Source organism: Nocardioides sp. LMS-CY (assembly GCF_018732145.1).
Taxonomy (GTDB): Bacteria; Actinomycetota; Actinomycetes; order Propionibacteriales; family Nocardioidaceae; genus Nocardioides; species Nocardioides soli.
The window spans coordinates 3,489,759-3,506,381 of the sequence record NZ_CP076104.1 but is presented as its reverse complement, the minus strand read 5'-3'; the positions used below and the strand labels follow the sequence as shown (position 1 = coordinate 3,506,381).

Here is a 16,623-nt window from a genome sequence, read left to right as displayed (position 1 = left end):
CGAGCCCGACCCCGACCCTCGAATGCGGCACCCGGGCTGAGGTCCGGGCGGGCCACCATGAGAGCGATCTCATCGGCGACTCATGGTCGCCTCACCGGCAGGCGGAATCGTCGTCCTCGTCCAGCAACCACACGAGGAGACGATGATGAACAAGCTGATCACGACCGGCACGCTCGGCCTGGCCGCACTGGTGACCACCGGGCTGGTCGCCTGGCAGGCGCCGACGGCGTCGGCCGACCACGGCTCGAGCCACGCCTCCGACCAGGGCAAGGCGTTCAAGCGGGACGACGACAGCCACGTGCTCGTCACCACCGTCGACGACGACGATGACGACGACACCGGGCTCGACCAGCAGACCGGCACCCAGACCCGCACTCGTGGCGGCGACGACACCAACACCAACACCCGCACCCGGGGTCGCGATCGCGACGACAGCCGGCACAGCCGGGTCCGCGACCTGACCAACGACGGTCCGGGCAGCGGCAACGTCGACCGGTCGCGGCACCACACCAACGACGGCACCCGTCACAACACCCGCGGCTGATGTCCTCCCTGACCTCCTGGGACTTCGTGGAGGGTGACCCGATCACCGCCGAGCTGACGGCCGTCCGTCGGCTCGGCGGCGGGTCCGCCTACGAGGCCTACCTGGCGTTCGACGAGATCACCTACGCGCCCGTCGTGGTGAAGACCGTGCGGCCCGACCAGGTCGAGGACGAGCACAGCCTGCGCGGGCTGGCGCGCGAGGTCGACGCGCTCGCGACGATCAACCACCCGGTCGTGGTGCGCGGGCTGCGGCACGTGCTGTCGGGCGAGCGCCCGCACGTCGTGCTGGAGCAGATCGACGGGCCCCGGCTCTCGACGCTGGTCCGGCGCTACGGACCGCTCCAGGAGCAGCAGTACCTGCCCCTGGCGATCGAGGTCGCCAGCGCGCTCCACTACCTCGCGCACCTCGGCTGGGTGCACCTCGACGTGAAGCCGAGCAACGTGATCATGGGCGCCCCAGCGCGCCTCATCGACCTCTCGGTCGCGCGGCCGGTGGCCGACGCGGCCCGCACGGTGCGGATCGGCACCGACGCCTACATGTCCCCCGAGCAGGCGGACCCGGATCGCTTCGGCGCACCCTCGACCCCGTCCGACGTGTGGGGCCTGTGCGCGACCCTCTTCGAGGGGGTCGCCGGCTACCGCGCCTTCGACCGCGCCCACGACGACGAGCTCCCGCAGACCTACGACGACCCGTACCAGCTCCCCGACGGCGTACCGCCGGAGGTGTCGAAGGTCCTGTACGCCGGCCTCGACCGCGATCCGGCCAACCGGCCGCTCCCGCGGGAGATCGCGGAGGCCCTCGAGCCGGTCCTCGACCGGCAGCCGCCGGTGCGGCTCGGCGGTGCGCTGCGGACCAGGTGAAACGGACAAGATGACGCGGGTCACCGGTTGAAGCGGTAGCCCATTCCGCGCACGGTGGCGATCGACCCGGAGCCGAGCTTCTTGCGCAGGTAGCCGACATAGACGTCGACGACGTTGGAGCCGGGGTCGAAGTCGAGGCCCCAGACGTGGTCGAGGAGCTGCTCGCGGGAGAGCACCTGCCCTGCGTTGACCATGAACATCTCGGCCAGCGCGAACTCGCGCGCGGAGAGCTCGACCTGCCGTCCACCCACCTCGGCGCGGCGGGTGCGCACGTCGAGTCGGACCCCGCCGCAGTCGAGGACGTCCTCGCGCCGCGGGCCGCCGTTCGACTGGTCCTGGCGCAGCCGCAGGCGGACCCGCGCGAGCAGCTCGGCGAACCGGAACGGCTTGGGCATGTAGTCGTCGGCACCGCCTTCGAGCGCCGAGACCGTGTCGCCGACGGAGTCGCGTGCGGTGAGCACGATGACGGGGACCTGGGAGCCGTGGGCGCGCAGCTGGTCGAGTACCTCGAACCCGTCGATGCCGGGCAGGCCGATGTCGAGGACGACGAGGTCGAAGTCGCCGCTCAGCGCGCGGTCGAGGCCGGCGTGACCGTCGGCGACGATCGTCGTCAGGTGGCCGTCGGCGCGCAGGCCCTTCGCCACGAACGACGCGATGCGCTGCTCGTCCTCCACGATCAGGATGCGGGCCACTCGTCCTCCATCTTCCGCACTCTCGAGAGTGTCACGACGAACCGCGCCCCCGGTGGATCCGCGTCCTCGACGGCGACCGTGCCGCCGTGCGCTCGCACGATGGCACCGACGATGGAGAGACCGAGTCCGAAGCCCTCGTCACCCGGAGGTACGGCGGAGCGGCCGAAACGTTCAAAGACGAGCTCGCGATCCTCGGGCGGGACGCCGGGCCCGGTGTCGCGGACCCAGATCCGCACCTGCGTCGGGGTGGCCGACGACCCGATCGCGATGGTGTCGCCGGCGTGGGTGTGCTTGACCGCGTTGTCGGCGAGCTGGAGCACCGCCTGGGTGAGCCGCTGCTCGTCGGCGACGACCTTGGCCTCGGCCACCTCGTCGACGACCCAGTCGCGGTCGCCGAGGCCGCGGGCCTTGGCCACCAGGTCGTTGGTCAGCCCGTCGAGGTCGACCTGCCGCAGCCGCAGGAAGTCGGGGCGGTCGCTCTTGGCGAGCAGGATCAGGTCGCCGACCAGCCGCGACATCCGGTCGATCTCGTCGAGCAGCAGCAGCCGGGTCTCGGCGACGTCGGCGGGGTTGTCGGAGTCGAGCAGCTCGAGATGTCCGCGCAGCACCGTGAGCGGGGTCTTGAGCTCATGGCCCGCGTCGTCGAGGAACTGCCGCTGCCCGACGAACGCCGCCTCCAGCCGGTCGAGCATGCCGTTGAAGGTGCGGGTGAGCGCGGTGATGTCGTCGTTGCCGGTGACCGGCAGCCGCTGCGAGAGATCGGTCTCGGTGATGTCCTCGGCGGTCTCGCGCAGGGTGCGCAGCGGCGAGAGCAGGCGTCCGGAGACCCAGAACGCCACGGCCGTCACGACCAGCAGGACGAGTGCCGCGACGATGGCGTAGGTGCGCATCGTGTCGCGCAGGCCGGACCGGACCCGGTCGAGGAATGTCACCACGACCAGCGCCCCGGTCTCGTCTCCCTGCCGGACTGCCTGCGTCGCGACCTGGAGTTCGCCGAACTCCGAATCGACAGTCGTGGTGCCGTTGTCGTCGAGCAGGGAGCGCACGGTCGGGCCGATCCAGTCGCTCTCGCTGATGGCGTCCTGCCTCGGCGACTGGGCACCGATGCGGTCGTTCCACCAGCCGATCAGCAGCTCGTTGTCGCCCGGGACATTGCGCTGGAAGAAGAGCCGCACCATGTCCTCGGGTGTCTCGAACGGACGGCCCGTGTCGGGGTTCACCCCGTCGCTCTGCAGCTTGCCGAACTCGGCGAACTCCTGGTCCACCGAGCTCGCGATCTGCTGTTCCAGGCGGCGGGACTCGATCGTGTACACGACGGCGCCGGCGAGGACGAGTCCGGCGAGCACCAGCAGCGCCACGGTCGCGGTGATGCGGACCCGGACCGAGACGCTAGTGGTCATCGCTGTTGATACGTCGGGGGTATCCGTGCTCAGGGTGCGTGCCTCGCAAGGCGGCGGCGCGACGGCATACCTGGTTGTCTACCGAGCGTCGCCGACGCGGCGAGGCGCGTGCACTGGGTGCGTAGACCCTGGGTGAATCAACGGTGATGGCCACTAGTCGTCGCCACCACCGCGCCCGCTGTGATCGTCGTCCCGGTCGTCGTGATCCCGGCCCCGGCGGTCGTCGTCGCCGTCGTCGTCGTGGTCGTCGAAGTCGTCGTAGTCCGGCACGATCACCTCGACGTCGTCATCGTCGCTGTCGTCGTCATCATCCTCGCCGTCATCCCCGCGGCCCGGTGTGCCGGTGGGCGACGGCGGCTCGCTGGGCTTGCGGGTAGGCTTCGCGCTGGGCGTGGTGCTCGGGTCGGGCTCCTGGATCTGGATCGTCTCCCGCGGCCGCGGGTCGTTCGAGGCGGACGCGGCGAGGGAGCCCGCGACGTAGGCACCCATCGGGACGACGACCGCGAGCGCGATGAGGATCTTCCAGACCGGCTTCATGGCGTCATCATTCTCCCCGATCGTGGGCAGACGGTGAGAGCCCGATGAGAGGACTCTCACCGATCCGCGGTCCAGGAACGAGGCAACCTCCGGACAACGTTGCGTGGATAGAGTGGCAGGCATGATCGTGCCGTTCAGCGTCTCGGACTTCATCGATCGGGCCGTGCAGGTGTACGGCGAGCGGGTGGGCGTCGTCGACGAGCCCGATCAGCCCGCGCCACCGCTGGCGGGTCCGTTGGGCGGCGGGCGGCTCACGTACGCCGAGCTCGGTGCCCTGGCCGGCAGGCAGGCCGCCAGACTCGACGAGCTCGGGCTGGAGGTGGGCGACCGGGTCGCGATCGTGAGCCACAACAGCGCGCGGCTGCTCACGTCGTTCTTCGGGGTCAGCGGCTGGGGCCGGGTGCTGGTGCCGGTCAACTTCCGGCTGCGTCCCGACGAGGTGCGCTACATCGTCGAGCACTCCGGTGCCCGCGTGCTGCTGGTCGACCCCGAGCTCGAGGAGTCGCTCAAGGACGTGGACGCGGAGTTCAAGTTCGTCCTCGGCAACGACGACGAGCTGTACGCCCCCGAGGGGATGCAGCCGCAGGCCTGGGCGCCCGACGAGAACGCCACCGCGTGCATCAACTACACGTCGGGCACGACCGCGCGGCCCAAGGGCGTGCAGATCACCCACCGCAACATCTGGGTCAACGCCGTCACCTTCGCCATGCACGCGGCGGTCACCGACCGCGACGTCTACCTGCACACGCTGCCGATGTTCCATGCCAACGGGTGGGGCTGGCCGTTCCTGGCGACCGGCCTGGGGCTGAAGCAGATCGTGCTCCGCAAGGTCGACGGCACCGAGATCCTGCGTCGGGTGCGCGACCACGGTGTGACCGTGATGTGCGCGGCCCCTGCGGTCGCCGCGGCGGTGCTCGAGGCCGCGCAGACCTGGGAGGGCGAGATCCCCGGCCGCGACCGGGTGCGGATCATCATGGCCGGGGCCCCGCCGCCGACGAAGACGATCGTGCGGGTGCAGGAGGAGCTGGGCTGGGAGTTCATCCAGATCTACGGCCTCACCGAGACCTCGCCGCTGCTGACCTTCAACCGCACCCGCGCGGAGTGGGACGACCTGCCCGCCGAGCAGCGGGCGTCGCTGCTGACCCGCGCGGGCGCGCCCGCGCTCGGCGTACGACTGGCGATCGCGGACGACGACGACAACGAGGGCGAGGTGCTGGCGCAGTCGAACGTCGTGCTCGAGGGCTACTGGGAGCAGCCGGAGGAGACCGAGCGGGCGCTGGGCGACGGCTGGTTCCACACCGGCGACGGCGGGACGATCGGCGACGACGGCTACCTGACGATCTCCGACCGGAAGAAGGACGTGATCATCACCGGCGGCGAGAACGTCTCCTCGATCGAGGTCGAGGACGTGATCTTCTCGCACCCGGCCGTCGCCGAGGTCGCGGTGATCGGCGTCCCCAGCGAGAAGTGGGGCGAGACGATCATGGCGATGGTGGTGCTGGCCGAGGGCCAGCAGGCGACCGAGGCCGAGATCATCGCGTGGTGCAAGGAGCGCGCGGCGGGCTACAAGGCGCCCACCGTCGTGGAGTTCCGCGCCGAGCTGGCCCGCACCGCCACCGGCAAGCTGCAGAAGTTCAAGCTGCGCGCGCCGTACTGGGAGGGACGCGGCCGGCAGGTCAACTGACGTCGGGGACCCTGCGGGTCAGCGGCGTCCGACGTCCAGGACGACCTCGAACTCGAGCAACTCGGCACCGGAGGCCACCGGCTTCCCGTGCTCGCCCGCGTGGGCGGCGCGGGCCGACCCGTCGCGCCAGGCCTCGAACGAGGCCTCGTCCTCCCACTGGGTCACCACGAAGTACCGGTCCTCGCCCTTGACGGGCCGCAGCAGCTGGAAGCCGAGGAAGCCCGGGCTGCTGTCGACGGTGTGCGCGCGGTGGGCGAAGCGGCGCTCGAGCTCCTCGTGGGCCTCGGGCGGGACGGAGATGGCGTTGATCTTCACGACCGACATGAGGCGAGCCTAACGACCCCGGTGGAGCCGCCCCGGCACGACGGCCGGGCTCGGATAGCCTCCCCCCATGCCCGCGCTGAAGGAGGTCGTCGCCCTGTTGCACGGCTGGTACCCGCCCGACACGGCCGACTCCTGGGACGCCGTCGGCCTGGTCGCCGGCGACCCGGACCAGCCCGTGCGCAAGGTGCTGTTCGCGGTCGACCCGGTGCTGCCGGTGGCCCGCGAGGCGGCCGAGTGGGGCGCCGACCTGCTCGTCGTGCACCATCCGCTCTTTCTCAAGGCGGTGCACGGCGTCGCGGCCACCACGCCGAAGGGACGCACGCTCGCGACGCTCACCGGCGCCGGGTGCGCGCTGCTCACCGCGCACACGAACGCCGACCAGGCCCGCGGCGGCGTCTCCGAGTCGCTCGCCCGCGCGCTCGGCCTGACCGGCCTGGCCCCGATCGTGCCCGCGCCGGCCGGGCCGATGGACAAGCTCACGACCTTCGTGCCGCTGGCCGACGCCGACGGGCTGCGTGCGGCGCTCGCCGAGGCGGGCGCCGGCCGGATCGGCGACTACGAGCACGCGTCGTTCTCCACGCCGGGCAGCGGCCGGTTCCGCCCGCTCGAGGGAGCCACCCCCGCGATCGGCTCGGTCGGCGACCTCGAGACCGTCGAGGAGGAGCGGGTCGAGGTCGTGCTGCCGCGGTCGCGGCGCGCGGCGGTGGTCCGGGCGCTGCTGGCCACCCACCCCTACGAGGAGCCGGCCTTCGACGTCGTCGAGCTCGCCGACCCCGGCCTCGCCGAGACCGGCACCGGCCGGATCGGGTCGATCGCACCGACCACGCTGCGCGGCTTCGCCGCGGCCGTCTCGGGCGCGCTGCCGCAGACCGCCCACGGCGTCCGCGTGGCGGGAGAACCGGAGCGGGAGGTACGCCGGGTCGCGGTGTGCGGCGGCGCCGGGGACTTCCTGCTCGACACCGTCGCACGCACCGACGCCGACGTCTACGTGACCAGCGACCTGCGGCACCACCCGGCGAGCGAGTTCCTGGAGCCGGACGGGCCGGCGCTGATCGACATCGCCCACTGGGCCGCGGAGTGGACGTGGCTGCCCGCGGTGGAGGCGCGGGTCCGTGCCACGCTGGGCGATACGGTGGACACCCGCGTGAGCACCACGTGCACCGATCCCTGGCAGTTCCGCATCTGAGGAGACCCCGCTGAAAGCCGACCCCGCCGCCCAACTGAAGCTCCTCGAGCTCCAGGAGCTCGACGCCCGCGGCGACCAGCTGCGCCACCAGCGCGCCAAGCTGCCCGAGCTGGCCGAGATCGCCGAGCTGAGCGCCAAGCGCACCGACGTCGACAACCTCGCGCGCGACGCGCGGATCTCCGTCGACGACCTGACCGCCGAGCAGCGCAAGATCGACACCGACGTCGAGGCCGTCAAGGCGCGCCGCGCCCGTGACCGCGACCGGATGGACCAGGGCCTGGTCACCAATCCCAAGGACCTCGAGCGGATGCAGCACGAGCTCGAGTCGCTGGAGCGCCGGATCTCCTCGCTCGAGGACGACGAGCTCGAGATCATGGAGCGGGTCGAGGAGGCGCAGCGCGAGCTCGACGAGCTCCAGCTCCTGGTCGCCGAGACCGACGAGCGGCTCGGTGTGCTCGGCGCGGCCCGCGACGAGAAGTTCGCCGACATCGACGCGCAGGCCGAGCGGGTGCGGGCCGATCGCGCCCCGGCGACCGAGGGCATCCCGGCCGACCTGATCGCGCTCTACGACCGCCTGCGGGAGCAGAAGGGCGGCATCGGCGCCGCCGCGCTGCGCGCCCGGGAGTGCGGCGGCTGCCGCCTCACCCTCGACTCGGCCGAGCTGACCCGGATCAAGGGCCTGCCCGACGACGAGGTGGTCCGCTGTGAGGAGTGCCAGCGGATCCTGGTGCGCACGCCCGAGTCGGGGCTGTGACCCGCGGCGTCGTCGTCGAGGCCGACGGCGCCTCCCGGGGCAACCCCGGGCCCGCGGCGTACGGCGCCGTGCTCCGCGACGCCGAGACCGGCGCGGTGCTCGCCGAGGACGGCCGCACGCTCGGGGTGGCGACCAACAACGTCGCGGAGTACTCCGGCCTGGTCGCCGGCCTCGAGCTCGCCGCCGAGCTCGCCCCCGGTGCGGACGTCGAGGTGCGGATGGACTCCAAGCTCGTCGTCGAGCAGATGTCGGGGCGCTGGCGGATCAAGCACGCCGACCTGCGGCCGCTGGCCGAGCAGGCGATGCGGCTGGCGCCGACGGGTACGACGTACACCTGGGTGCCGCGGAACCGGAACGGCCACGCCGACCGGCTCGCCAACGAGGCCCTCGACGGCACGCGCGACGGCGTCACCGTCGCCCGGGAGCCCGGCCCGTGGGAGGAGGAGCCCGAGTCGCTGGCCGAGTCGGTGCAGGACCCCGACACGCAGCCGGTCTCCATCCAGACCCAGGCGCGCGGCTGGTCCGGCGGGGAGGCGCCGACGACGGTGGTGCTGGTGCGCCACGGGGTCACCCCGCACACGGTCGAGAAGCGGTTCTCCGGCGGGCTCGCCAGCGCCAACCCCGGCCTGAGCGACGAGGGCCGCGCACAGATCCGCGCCGTCGCCGACTGGCTCAGCCCGATCGCCGAGCGCATCGACGCCGTGGTCGCCTCGCCGGTACGCCGCACGCTGGAGTCGGCCGAGATCGTCGCGGCCGCCCTCGGGCGGGAGGTCGAGCTGGAGCCGGGCTTCGCCGAGATGGAGTTCGGGGCCTGGGACGGGCTGACCTTCGCCGAGGTGGGGGAGCGCTACCCCGACGAGCTGACGACGTGGCTCGGCTCGGTCGATCACGCCCCCGGCGGCGGGGAGTCCTTCCGCGCGGTGCAGGAGCGGGTGCTGGCCGGGCTCGCGCGGCTGCTCGAGACCCACGCCGGCCGCACCGTCGTGGTCGTCAGCCACGTGACGCCGATCAAGACGCTGGTGGCCACCGCCGTCGACGCGCCGCTCGAGTCGGTCTTCCGGATGGAGCTGAGTCCCGCCTCGGTGACGGTGCTGGCGTGGTTCGACGACCGGCCGTCGATGCGGATGTACAACGCCCTGCCTCCGGGCAACGACGTCTTCGCCGCCGGGGCCGTGAAGTGGTGACTCCTACAGCTCGCTGACCACCACGTCGAGCTGCACGCCCTGCCGGCCCGGCGCGCCCTCCTCGACCGTCCAGCCCAGGTCGCGCAGCGCGCCGGCGAGCCGGGACGGCGTGCGCGGGTCCGCGCCGCTCTCGAGCAGGGCGCGCACGATGCGGCCCTTGGTGGCCTTGTTGAAGTGGCTGACCACCTTGCGTTGGCCCCGGTGCTCGTGGAGCACCCGCACGGTGGCGACCTGGAGGTCGGGCGTGGGGCGCCAGAACGCGGCGTAGGTGCTGCTGCGCAGGTCGACCAGCAGTCCGCGGCCGAGCGCCTCCGTGGCGGCCTCGCCGAGGCACTCGCGCCACACGCCCGCGACCGGGCCGAGCCCGGGCAGGGTCACGTCGCCGGAGAGGCGGTACGCCGGGATCCGGTCGCTCGGGCGCACCAGCCCGAACAGGCTGGAGGTCACCGCCAGCCGCCGGGTCGCCCGTCGCCGGGCCGCGGGGGTGAGCGTGGCGACGTCGAGGGCGTCGTACAGGACTCCGGTGTAGACCTGGTCGGCGCGCGCCGTCGGGTTCTCACGCAGCCCGCGGTTGAGCGCGACCAGGTCGAGCTGGGTGCCGCCGATGCCCAGGGTCTTCGCGGCCACGTCGGGGTCGCCCTCGCAGAGCTCGACGAGGGCGTCCAGCACCCGCTCCCGCGCCGCGGTCAGCGTCGGGAAGTCCAGCGCGGTCAGGTCGAGGGGCTTGCCGCGACGTGGGGCGGCCTTGCCCTCGCTGGGCGGTAGCAGTACGAGCACGCGGCTATGGTGCCCGTATGCCCAGCAGCCGCGTCGTCCGGGTCCGCTCCGTCGATGACGGCGTGGCCGCCGGCACGCTGCGCGCGGGTGTCGAGCGGATCCACGGCGAGCTCGACGTCTCGCCCGACTTCCCGCCCGAGGTCGAGGCGACCGCCGCCACGGCGGCCGGCTCGCCGCGGCTGCCGGACCTCGACCGCACCGACGTGCCGTTCGTGACCATCGACCCGCCCGGGTCGCGCGACCTCGACCAGGCGCTGCACCTCTCGCGCAACGGCTCGGGGTACGTCGTGGAGTACGCGATCGCCGACGTGGCCGCCTTCGTCACGCCCGGCGACCCGGTCGACCTCGAGGCGCACCGGCGCGGCGAGACCCTCTACGGCGCGGACTCCAAGGTGCCGCTGCACCCGGCCGTGCTGAGCGAGGGCGCGGCGTCGCTGCTGCCCGGCGAGGTGCGCCCGGCGCTGCTCTGGACGATCCGGCTCGACGACGAGGGCACCCGCACCGACGTGCACGTGGAGCGGGCGCGGGTGCGCTCGACCGCACAGCTCACCTACGCGCAGGCGCAGGCCGCGATCGACGGCGGCACGGCCGACGAGTCGCTGGCGCTGCTGCGCGAGATCGGCGAGCTCCGGATCGCGCGGGAGGCCGCGCGCGGCGGTGTGTCCCTGCCGTTGCCCGAGCAGGACATCGAGGTCGCGGGGGAGCGGTGGCACCTGGAGTTCCGCCAGCAGTTGCCGGTCGAGCTCTGGAACGCCCAGCTCTCGCTGCTCACCGGCTTCGCCGCAGCCGACCTGATGCTCTATGCCCGCATCGGCCTGCTCCGCACCCTGCCGCCGCCCGACCCGCGCGACGTGCAGCGCCTGCACCGGACGGCGCGCGCGCTGGGCATCGAGTGGCCGGCCGAGCAGCTCTACCCCGACTTCATCCGCACCCTCGACCCGGCGATCCCCGCCCACGCCGCGATGGTCAACGCCGCCACCCGGCTGCTGCGTGGGAGCGGGTACGTCGCGTTCGACGGCGAGACACCCGCGCAGCCGCTCCACTCGGCGCTGGCCGAGCAGTACGCCCACGTCACCGCACCGCTGCGCCGGCTCGGGGACCGCTACGCGAGCGAGGTGTGCCTCGCGCTCTGCGCCGGCACCGACGTCCCCGACTGGGTGCGGGCGGCGCTGCCGTCGCTGCCGAAGACCCTCCAGGCGTCGGGGTCGAGGTCACGGACGTACGAGCGGGCGGTGCTCGACCTGGTCGAGGCCGGCGTGCTCGCGAGCCGGGTGGGCGAGGTCTTCGGCGGCGTCGTGGTCGACGTCGACGACAAGGACGAACGCCGTGGGGTCGTCGTGCTCCACGACCCCGACGTCGAGGCGGTGGTCGGCTCGGAGGAGACGCCCCTGCCGCTCGGCACCGACGTCCGGGTGCGGCTCACGACCGCCGACGTCGCGACCCGGCGGGTGGAGTTCCAGCTCGTCGAGGAGCGGCTGACCGCGACCGCGTGACGGGGGACGAGAAATGGTCGGGCACCGATGTCGAGAACCGGGCAGCGGCTCCGTCCCCGCTGTGAACGCGACCAACATGGGTCGCCGGCACCGAGGAGAACCACGATGACCAAGTACCTGCTGCTCAAGCACTACCGCGGCGCCCCGGCCCCGGTGAACGACGTGCCGATGGACCGGTGGACGCCGGAGGAGATCTCGGCCCACGTGCAGTACATGCGCGACTTCGCGGACCGGCTCGAGCAGACCGGCGAGTACGTCGACGGTCAGGCACTCGCGCCCGAGGGCACCTTCGTCCGCTACGACGGTGCGGGTCGCCCGCCGGTCACCGACGGGCCGTTCGCCGAGACCAAGGACCTGATCGCCGGCTGGATGGTGATCGACGTCGACAGCTACGAGCGCGCCGTCGAGCTGGCCGGCGAGCTGTCGGCGGCGCCCGGCGCGGGCGGCCAGCCGATCCACGAGTGGCTCGAGCTGCGGCCGTTCCTGACCGAGCCGCCCACCATCACGGAGTGACCTCGGTGGACGAGGTCCTGCTGCGCAGCCTCACGCCGAGGGTGCTCGGCATCCTCGTCCGCCGCGGAGCCGACTTCGCGGCGGCCGAGGACGCCGTCCAGGACGCTCTCATCGACGCCCTGCGGGTCTGGCCGGTCGAACCGCCACGCGACCCGCAGGGCTGGCTGGTGACCACGGCCTGGCGCCGGTTCCTCGACGCGACCCGCGCCGACGTCGCCCGCCGCCGGCGGGAGGACCGCGTCGACGAGGAGCCGGAGCCCGGGACGGCGAGCGGGGCCGACGACACGCTCCAGCTCTACTTCCTGTGTGCGCACCCGTCGCTGACGCCGTCGTCCGCGGTCGCGCTCACGCTGCGCGCCGTGGGCGGGCTGACCACCCGCCAGATCGCGCAGGCCTATCTCGTGCCCGAGCCGACCATGGCCCAGCGCATCAGCCGCGCCAAGCGCACCGTCGCCGCCGTGCGCCTCGACCAGCCCGGCGACGTCGCCACCGTGCTGCGGGTCCTCTACCTGGTCTTCAACGAGGGCTACTCCGGTGAGGTCGACCTCGCCGACGAGGCGATCCGGCTCACCCGCCAGCTCGCCGCCGCGATCGGCACCGACCACGAGCTCGGCAGCGAGACCGCCGGGCTGCTCGCGCTGATGCTGCTCCACCACGCCCGGCGGGCGGCCCGGACCGCTGCCGACGGCAGCCTGGTGCCACTGGCCGAGCAGGACCGCAGTCGGTGGGACACCGCGGCGATCGCCGAGGGCGTCGAGATCCTGCAGGCCGCCCTCGCCCGCGACCGGCTGGGGGAGTTCCAGGCGCAGGCCGCGATCGCGGCGCTCCACGCGGACGCACCCACCGCCGCGGAGACCGACTGGGTGCAGATCGTCGAGTGGTACGACGAGCTCGTGCGCCTGACCGACAGCCCGGTCGTCCGGCTCAACCGCGCGGTGGCGGTCGGCGAGGCCGACGGACCGCGCGCCGGCCTCGCCGCGCTCGCGACGGTCGACGACTCGCTGCCCCGGCACACCGCCGCGGCGGCGTACCTCCACGAGCGGGACGGCGACCTGGCGACCGCGGCCAGGCTGTACGCCGAGGCGGCCCGCCAGGCGACCAACCTCGCCGAGCGCGACCACCTGACCCGGCAGGCGGCGCGGCTCAACACGCGGCGATGACGGCCGGCCCGCGACGGGGCAGGATGGGCGGACGTGGCGCACATCCAGCGAGCTGGGACCGCCGGCTGGACGCCGTGGCGAGCGGTGTTCGCGTTCGGGCTGGTCAGCCTGACGGCCGACATGGTCTACGAGGGCATGCGGGCCGTGTCCGGGCCGTTCCTGGGATCGCTCGGCGCCTCGGCGCTCACCGTCGGGCTGGTGACGGGAGCGGGGGAGGCGGTCGCGCTCGTGCTGCGCCTGGCCGCCGGGGCCTGGGCCGACCACAGCCGGCGGCACTGGCGCCTCACGGTCGTCGGCTATGCGATGACCGCGATCTGCGTCCCGCTCCTCGCGGTCGCGCCGTTCGTGGGTGCGGCCGGCGTCGCCCTCGCGTCGGTCCTGATCCTGCTGGAGCGCACCGGCAAGGCGATCCGGAGCCCGGCGAAGTCCGCGCTCCTCGCGCGGATGGCGACGGCGACCGGGCGCGGGCGAGGGTTCGGCGTACACAAGGCCCTCGACCAGGTGGGCGCGTTCGCGGGGCCGCTCCTGATGGCCGGTGCACTCGCGGTCACCGGCGCGTACTGGCCGGGGTTCGCCGTGCTGGCGATCCCGGGCGCCCTGTGCCTGCTGCTGCTCGCCCAGCTGCGGCGGCGGGTGCCGTCGATCGCCGAGCCGGACCCCGAGGACACGCCGGTCCCCGCCGCCGGCGGGGGCGCGCTGCGCCGGGTGCGCGCCGCCGTGCTCGGCTCCGACCTTCCGGGCACCTTCCATCTGTTCGCGCTGTCCGCGGCGTTGACCACGGCCGGGCTGATGACCTTCGGCGTGATCTCCTACCGCTTCGTCGACGCCGGACTGGTCGCGATCGCCGCGGTGCCGCTGGTCTACGCCCTCGCGATGGCCGTCGAGGCGCTCGCGGCGCTGGTCACGGGGGACCTCTTCGACCGCTGGGGAGCGGGCATCCTCCTGGCCGTACCGGCGCTCGTCTCGGTGGTGCCGGTCGCGGTCTTCGCGGACCAGTTGTGGCTGGTGCTGGTCGGCGTCGCGGTCTGGGGCCTCGCCACGGGCGTGCAGGACTCGACGGTCAAGGCGTACGTTGCGAGCCTGGTCGGCCCGAGCCGCCGCGCGACCGCGTACGGGGTCTTCGCGGCGGTTCAGGGCCTCGGCGCGCTCGGCGGTGGCGCGCTCGCGGGCGCGCTCGTCATCGGGCACGCCGCGCTGCTCGCGGCCTGTATCGGGGTGCTGCAGGTCGTCGCGTTCGGGCTGCTCTGGGCGACGCTGCGCGTCGGACGACCGGTCAGCTGACGGGTTGCTCGGTGGCGGGGAGCAGGACGGTGACGGTCATCCGGTCGTCGTGGCGGCAGGGGAGGTCCGTGCGTGCTCCGGTGGCGACATGGTGCGCTCGGTAGCACAGCCGCAGCTCGCCGCCGGCCGCGGTGACGAGGTGCTCGACGATCGACAGCCCGAGCCCGGCGCCGGGCCGGGAGCGTGCCTCGGGGGCCCGGCTGAAGCGGCGGGTGGCCTGGGCGAGCAGGTCCGGCGGCATGCCGGGTCCGTCGTCGACCACCTCGACGATCGCGCGATCGCCCTCGCGGCGTACCCGGATCCGGACGGGTGGACGGCCGTGGGTGAGCGCATTGGCGAGCAGGTTGGTCACGATCCGCTCGAGCGCGTGCGGATCGACGGGCACGAGCGTGGCGCCTCCGGGCACCTCGACGGTCACGTCCCCGGGTCGGTCGGGGTGGGCCTCGCCCCAGCGCCGGACGACGCCCTCGGCGGCCCCGGCGAGGTCGCCCACGGCGTCGCGGGGCTCGGTCTCCCGGCTCAGGTCGAGCAGCTGCTCGGCCAGCTCGGCGAGCCGCGCGACGTCCACGGCGAGCTCGTCGAGCGCGGCCTCGTGCTCCTCGACCGAGCGGACCCGGCGCCGGGTCAGCTGGATCCGGGACTTCAGCAGCGTCAGCGGCGTGCGCAGCTCGTGGCTCGCGTCGTTGACGAACTGGCGCTCCCGGTCCAGGGCCTCCTCCAGGCTCGCGAGCATCTCGTTGAGGGTGTGGCCGAGCCGGGTGACCTCGTCGTCGCGGGCCTCGGGCACGTCGAGGCGCAGGTGCGCGGCACCGGTCGCGATCTCGGCGGCCCGGCTGCGGTAGCGCTCCACCGGGCGCAGCGCCAGGCGGGCGAGCTGGTCGCCCACGACCGAGGCGATCACGAGGGCGCCGAGGCCGGCGATGGTCAGCTGGAGGAGGAGCTCGCGCAGCGCCTCGTCGCGGTGGTCGCGGCGGACGCCGACCAGCAGGTAGTCGACCGTGCCGGCGCCGGTCTCGGGGAGCGCCTCGACGCGGACCCGGTACGGCGTGTCGGCGGCCGGCAGCAGACTGCCCACGTCGAAGGTGCGGACGCCGCTCTCGCCGACCTGGTCGAGCCGGGACTCCGAGACGAGGGGCGTCGCCGAGGCCGGGCCGCCCCAGTCGAGCACCGTGCCGTCGTGTGCGAGCACCTGCCACCCGACCCCGGTGGCGTCGGCCGCGTCGCGTGGGGCGACGGTGCCGTCGGCGCCGACGAGCGGCGCGATCACGCTGGCGGCCGACGCGAGCTCGGTGTCCAGGCCGCGGTCGAGCGCGTACTCGACGCGCCAGTAGACGAAGGCGCCGGCCGCGGTCAGCAGCACGAGCATGACGACCGAGAAGCCGGCGACGAGACGGACCCGCAGGGGCAGCCGGCTCCCGAGTCGGCGTACGCCGCTCATCGAGGCCCCGGCTCGACGGGGAGCTCGAGGCGGTAGCCGGCGCCGCGCACGGTGGTGATCGTGCTGGTGCCGAAGGGCTTGTCGATCTTGCCGCGGATCGAGGCGAGGTGGACGTCGATGACGTTGCTGCGCAGGTCGGTCTCGCCGTCCCAGACGTCGTCGAGGATCGTGTAGCGCGACACCACGCGGCCCGCGCTGGCGGCGAGCAGGTGCAGGATGTCGAACTCCCGGGCCGACAGCTCGATCTCGGTCTCGCCGCGCCGGACCCGTCGCGAACCGGCGTCGACGACGAGGTCGCCGACCTCGACGACCTCGTGCTCGGCGTACGACGAGCGCCGGTGCAGCGCCCGGAGCCGGGCCAGCAGCTCGTCGAGGTCGAACGGTTTGGGCAGGTAGTCGTCGGCCCCGGCGTCCAGGCCGTGGATGCGGTCGCGGACCTCGCCGCGGGCGGTGAGCATCAGCACCGGCGTCGTCAGCCCGAGATCGCGGAGTCGCCGGCACACGGTGACGCCGTCCATGCCGGGCAGCATCCAGTCGAGCAGCAGCACGTCGTACGGCACGCCGTCGGGGAGGGCACGGGCGTACGCTGACCGGCCGTCGTGGACGACCTCGACCGCCCAGCCGGCCTCGGCGAGCGACTGCTCCAACACCTCGGCCAGCCGTACGTCGTCCTCGGCCACCAGCACCCGCACGCGCCACCCCCTTCCGGGCTGGGCCCATCGTCCCCGGCCGAGCCTCATCGGGGCCAGAGCGCGACCCCCGGTGTCCGGCAACGCCGCGGGGCGATATCATCGCT

At 73.5% G+C, this 16,623-nt stretch carries 17 protein-coding genes; 10 read left to right on the top strand and 7 right to left on the bottom strand.

Features of this window, described 5'->3' with window-relative positions; translation table 11 throughout:
• The first annotated feature begins 145 nt into the window (after positions 1-145).
• Positions 146-544: a hypothetical protein gene (locus KM427_RS16755; RefSeq protein WP_215524642.1), complete on the top strand. Its 399-nt coding sequence runs from the start codon at positions 146-148 to the stop codon at positions 542-544.
• Positions 544-1,404 (top strand): serine/threonine-protein kinase, encoded by an 861-nt coding sequence (locus KM427_RS16750; RefSeq protein WP_215524641.1) that lies wholly within the window; start codon positions 544-546, stop codon positions 1,402-1,404. The genes KM427_RS16755 and KM427_RS16750 overlap by 1 nt, the downstream gene beginning before the upstream one ends.
• A 20-nt stretch (positions 1,405-1,424) precedes the next feature.
• On the opposite strand, the gene KM427_RS16745 is transcribed toward KM427_RS16750, so the two are convergent.
• The 3 genes from KM427_RS16745 to KM427_RS16735 form a co-directional block, all read right to left on the bottom strand.
• Entirely contained in the window at positions 1,425-2,096 is a 672-nt protein-coding gene (locus KM427_RS16745) for a response regulator transcription factor (RefSeq protein WP_183593999.1), read from the bottom strand.
• Positions 2,081-3,496, bottom strand: a complete 1,416-nt coding sequence (locus KM427_RS16740) for a sensor histidine kinase (RefSeq protein ID WP_215524640.1) — start codon at positions 3,494-3,496, stop codon at positions 2,081-2,083. The genes KM427_RS16745 and KM427_RS16740 overlap by 16 nt, the downstream gene beginning before the upstream one ends.
• A 153-nt stretch (positions 3,497-3,649) precedes the next feature.
• Positions 3,650-4,186 (bottom strand): hypothetical protein, encoded by a 537-nt coding sequence (locus tag KM427_RS16735; RefSeq protein ID WP_215524639.1) that lies wholly within the window; start codon positions 4,184-4,186, stop codon positions 3,650-3,652.
• Here KM427_RS16735 and KM427_RS16730 point away from each other — a divergent pair.
• Positions 4,155-5,717, top strand: coding sequence for an AMP-binding protein (locus tag KM427_RS16730; protein WP_215524638.1), 1,563 nt, complete (start codon positions 4,155-4,157; stop codon positions 5,715-5,717). The two genes, KM427_RS16735 and KM427_RS16730, sit on opposite strands and share 32 nt — an antisense overlap.
• An 18-nt stretch (positions 5,718-5,735) precedes the next feature.
• Here the strand turns inward: KM427_RS16730 and KM427_RS16725 are convergent, their stop codons facing one another.
• A complete protein-coding gene (locus tag KM427_RS16725) occupies positions 5,736-6,041 on the bottom strand; it encodes an antibiotic biosynthesis monooxygenase family protein (protein WP_215524637.1) in 306 nt (101 codons plus the stop codon).
• Positions 6,042-6,108: 67 nt separating this feature from the next.
• Between KM427_RS16725 and KM427_RS16720 the strand changes: the two genes are divergently transcribed.
• The 3 genes from KM427_RS16720 to KM427_RS16710 are packed head-to-tail and all read left to right on the top strand — an operon-like array spanning position 6,109 to position 9,165.
• Positions 6,109-7,227: a Nif3-like dinuclear metal center hexameric protein gene (locus KM427_RS16720; RefSeq protein ID WP_215524636.1), complete on the top strand. Its 1,119-nt coding sequence runs from the start codon at positions 6,109-6,111 to the stop codon at positions 7,225-7,227.
• A complete protein-coding gene (locus KM427_RS25940) occupies positions 7,205-7,981 on the top strand; it encodes a zinc ribbon domain-containing protein (protein WP_502887160.1) in 777 nt (258 codons plus the stop codon). The genes KM427_RS16720 and KM427_RS25940 overlap by 23 nt, the downstream gene beginning before the upstream one ends.
• The gene (locus KM427_RS16710) at positions 7,978-9,165 is read left to right on the top strand and encodes a bifunctional RNase H/acid phosphatase (RefSeq protein ID WP_215524635.1); all 1,188 of its coding nucleotides are present in this window, start codon (positions 7,978-7,980) and stop codon (positions 9,163-9,165) included. Before KM427_RS25940 ends, KM427_RS16710 begins: the two co-directional genes overlap by 4 nt.
• Before the next feature lie 3 nt (positions 9,166-9,168).
• On the opposite strand, the gene yaaA is transcribed toward KM427_RS16710, so the two are convergent.
• The gene (gene yaaA, locus KM427_RS16705) at positions 9,169-9,942 is read right to left on the bottom strand and encodes a peroxide stress protein YaaA (protein WP_215524634.1); all 774 of its coding nucleotides are present in this window, start codon (positions 9,940-9,942) and stop codon (positions 9,169-9,171) included.
• Positions 9,943-9,959: 17 nt separating this feature from the next.
• Here yaaA and KM427_RS16700 point away from each other — a divergent pair, with 17 nt between their 5' ends.
• The 4 genes from KM427_RS16700 to KM427_RS16685 all read left to right on the top strand — a co-directional run bounded on the left by KM427_RS16700 (position 9,960) and on the right by KM427_RS16685 (position 14,389).
• A complete protein-coding gene (locus tag KM427_RS16700; protein WP_215524633.1) occupies positions 9,960-11,435 on the top strand; it encodes an RNB domain-containing ribonuclease in 1,476 nt (491 codons plus the stop codon).
• Between the two features lie 105 nt (positions 11,436-11,540).
• Positions 11,541-11,948: a YciI family protein gene (locus KM427_RS16695; RefSeq protein WP_215524632.1), complete on the top strand. Its 408-nt coding sequence runs from the start codon at positions 11,541-11,543 to the stop codon at positions 11,946-11,948.
• Positions 11,945-13,108: an RNA polymerase sigma factor gene (locus tag KM427_RS16690; protein ID WP_252274585.1), complete on the top strand. Its 1,164-nt coding sequence runs from the start codon at positions 11,945-11,947 to the stop codon at positions 13,106-13,108. The genes KM427_RS16695 and KM427_RS16690 overlap by 4 nt, the downstream gene beginning before the upstream one ends.
• Positions 13,109-13,141: 33 nt before the next feature.
• Positions 13,142-14,389, top strand: a complete 1,248-nt coding sequence (locus KM427_RS16685; protein WP_252274582.1) for an MFS transporter — start codon at positions 13,142-13,144, stop codon at positions 14,387-14,389.
• On the opposite strand, the gene KM427_RS16680 is transcribed toward KM427_RS16685, so the two are convergent.
• Positions 14,382-15,827, bottom strand: a complete 1,446-nt coding sequence (locus KM427_RS16680) for a sensor histidine kinase (RefSeq protein WP_215524631.1) — start codon at positions 15,825-15,827, stop codon at positions 14,382-14,384. The two genes, KM427_RS16685 and KM427_RS16680, sit on opposite strands and share 8 nt — an antisense overlap.
• On the bottom strand, positions 15,824-16,519 hold the full coding sequence (locus KM427_RS16675) for a response regulator transcription factor (protein WP_215524630.1): 696 nt from the start codon (positions 16,517-16,519) through the stop codon (positions 15,824-15,826). Before KM427_RS16675 ends, KM427_RS16680 begins: the two co-directional genes overlap by 4 nt.
• Between the last annotated feature and the right edge of the window lie 104 nt (positions 16,520-16,623).

Bases quoted from the DNA above. Each gene is read 5' to 3' on its own strand.
- KM427_RS16755 (WP_215524642.1), top strand. From the start codon at position 146: ATGAACAAGCTGATCACGACCGGCACGCTCGGCCTGGCCGCACTGGTG.
- KM427_RS16750 (WP_215524641.1), top strand. From the start codon at position 544: ATGTCCTCCCTGACCTCCTGGGACTTCGTGGAGGGTGACCCGATCACC.
- KM427_RS16740 (WP_215524640.1), bottom strand. From the start codon at position 3,496: ATGACCACTAGCGTCTCGGTCCGGGTCCGCATCACCGCGACCGTGGCG.
- KM427_RS16730 (WP_215524638.1), top strand. From the start codon at position 4,155: ATGATCGTGCCGTTCAGCGTCTCGGACTTCATCGATCGGGCCGTGCAG.
- KM427_RS16735 (WP_215524639.1), bottom strand. From the start codon at position 4,186: ATGAAGTCCGAGACGCTGAACGGCACGATCATGCCTGCCACTCTATCC.
- KM427_RS16725 (WP_215524637.1), bottom strand. From the start codon at position 6,041: ATGTCGGTCGTGAAGATCAACGCCATCTCCGTCCCGCCCGAGGCCCAC.
- KM427_RS16720 (WP_215524636.1), top strand. From the start codon at position 6,109: ATGCCCGCGCTGAAGGAGGTCGTCGCCCTGTTGCACGGCTGGTACCCG.
- KM427_RS16700 (WP_215524633.1), top strand. From the start codon at position 9,960: ATGCCCAGCAGCCGCGTCGTCCGGGTCCGCTCCGTCGATGACGGCGTG.
- KM427_RS16695 (WP_215524632.1), top strand. From the start codon at position 11,541: ATGACCAAGTACCTGCTGCTCAAGCACTACCGCGGCGCCCCGGCCCCG.
- KM427_RS16680 (WP_215524631.1), bottom strand. From the start codon at position 15,827: ATGAGCGGCGTACGCCGACTCGGGAGCCGGCTGCCCCTGCGGGTCCGT.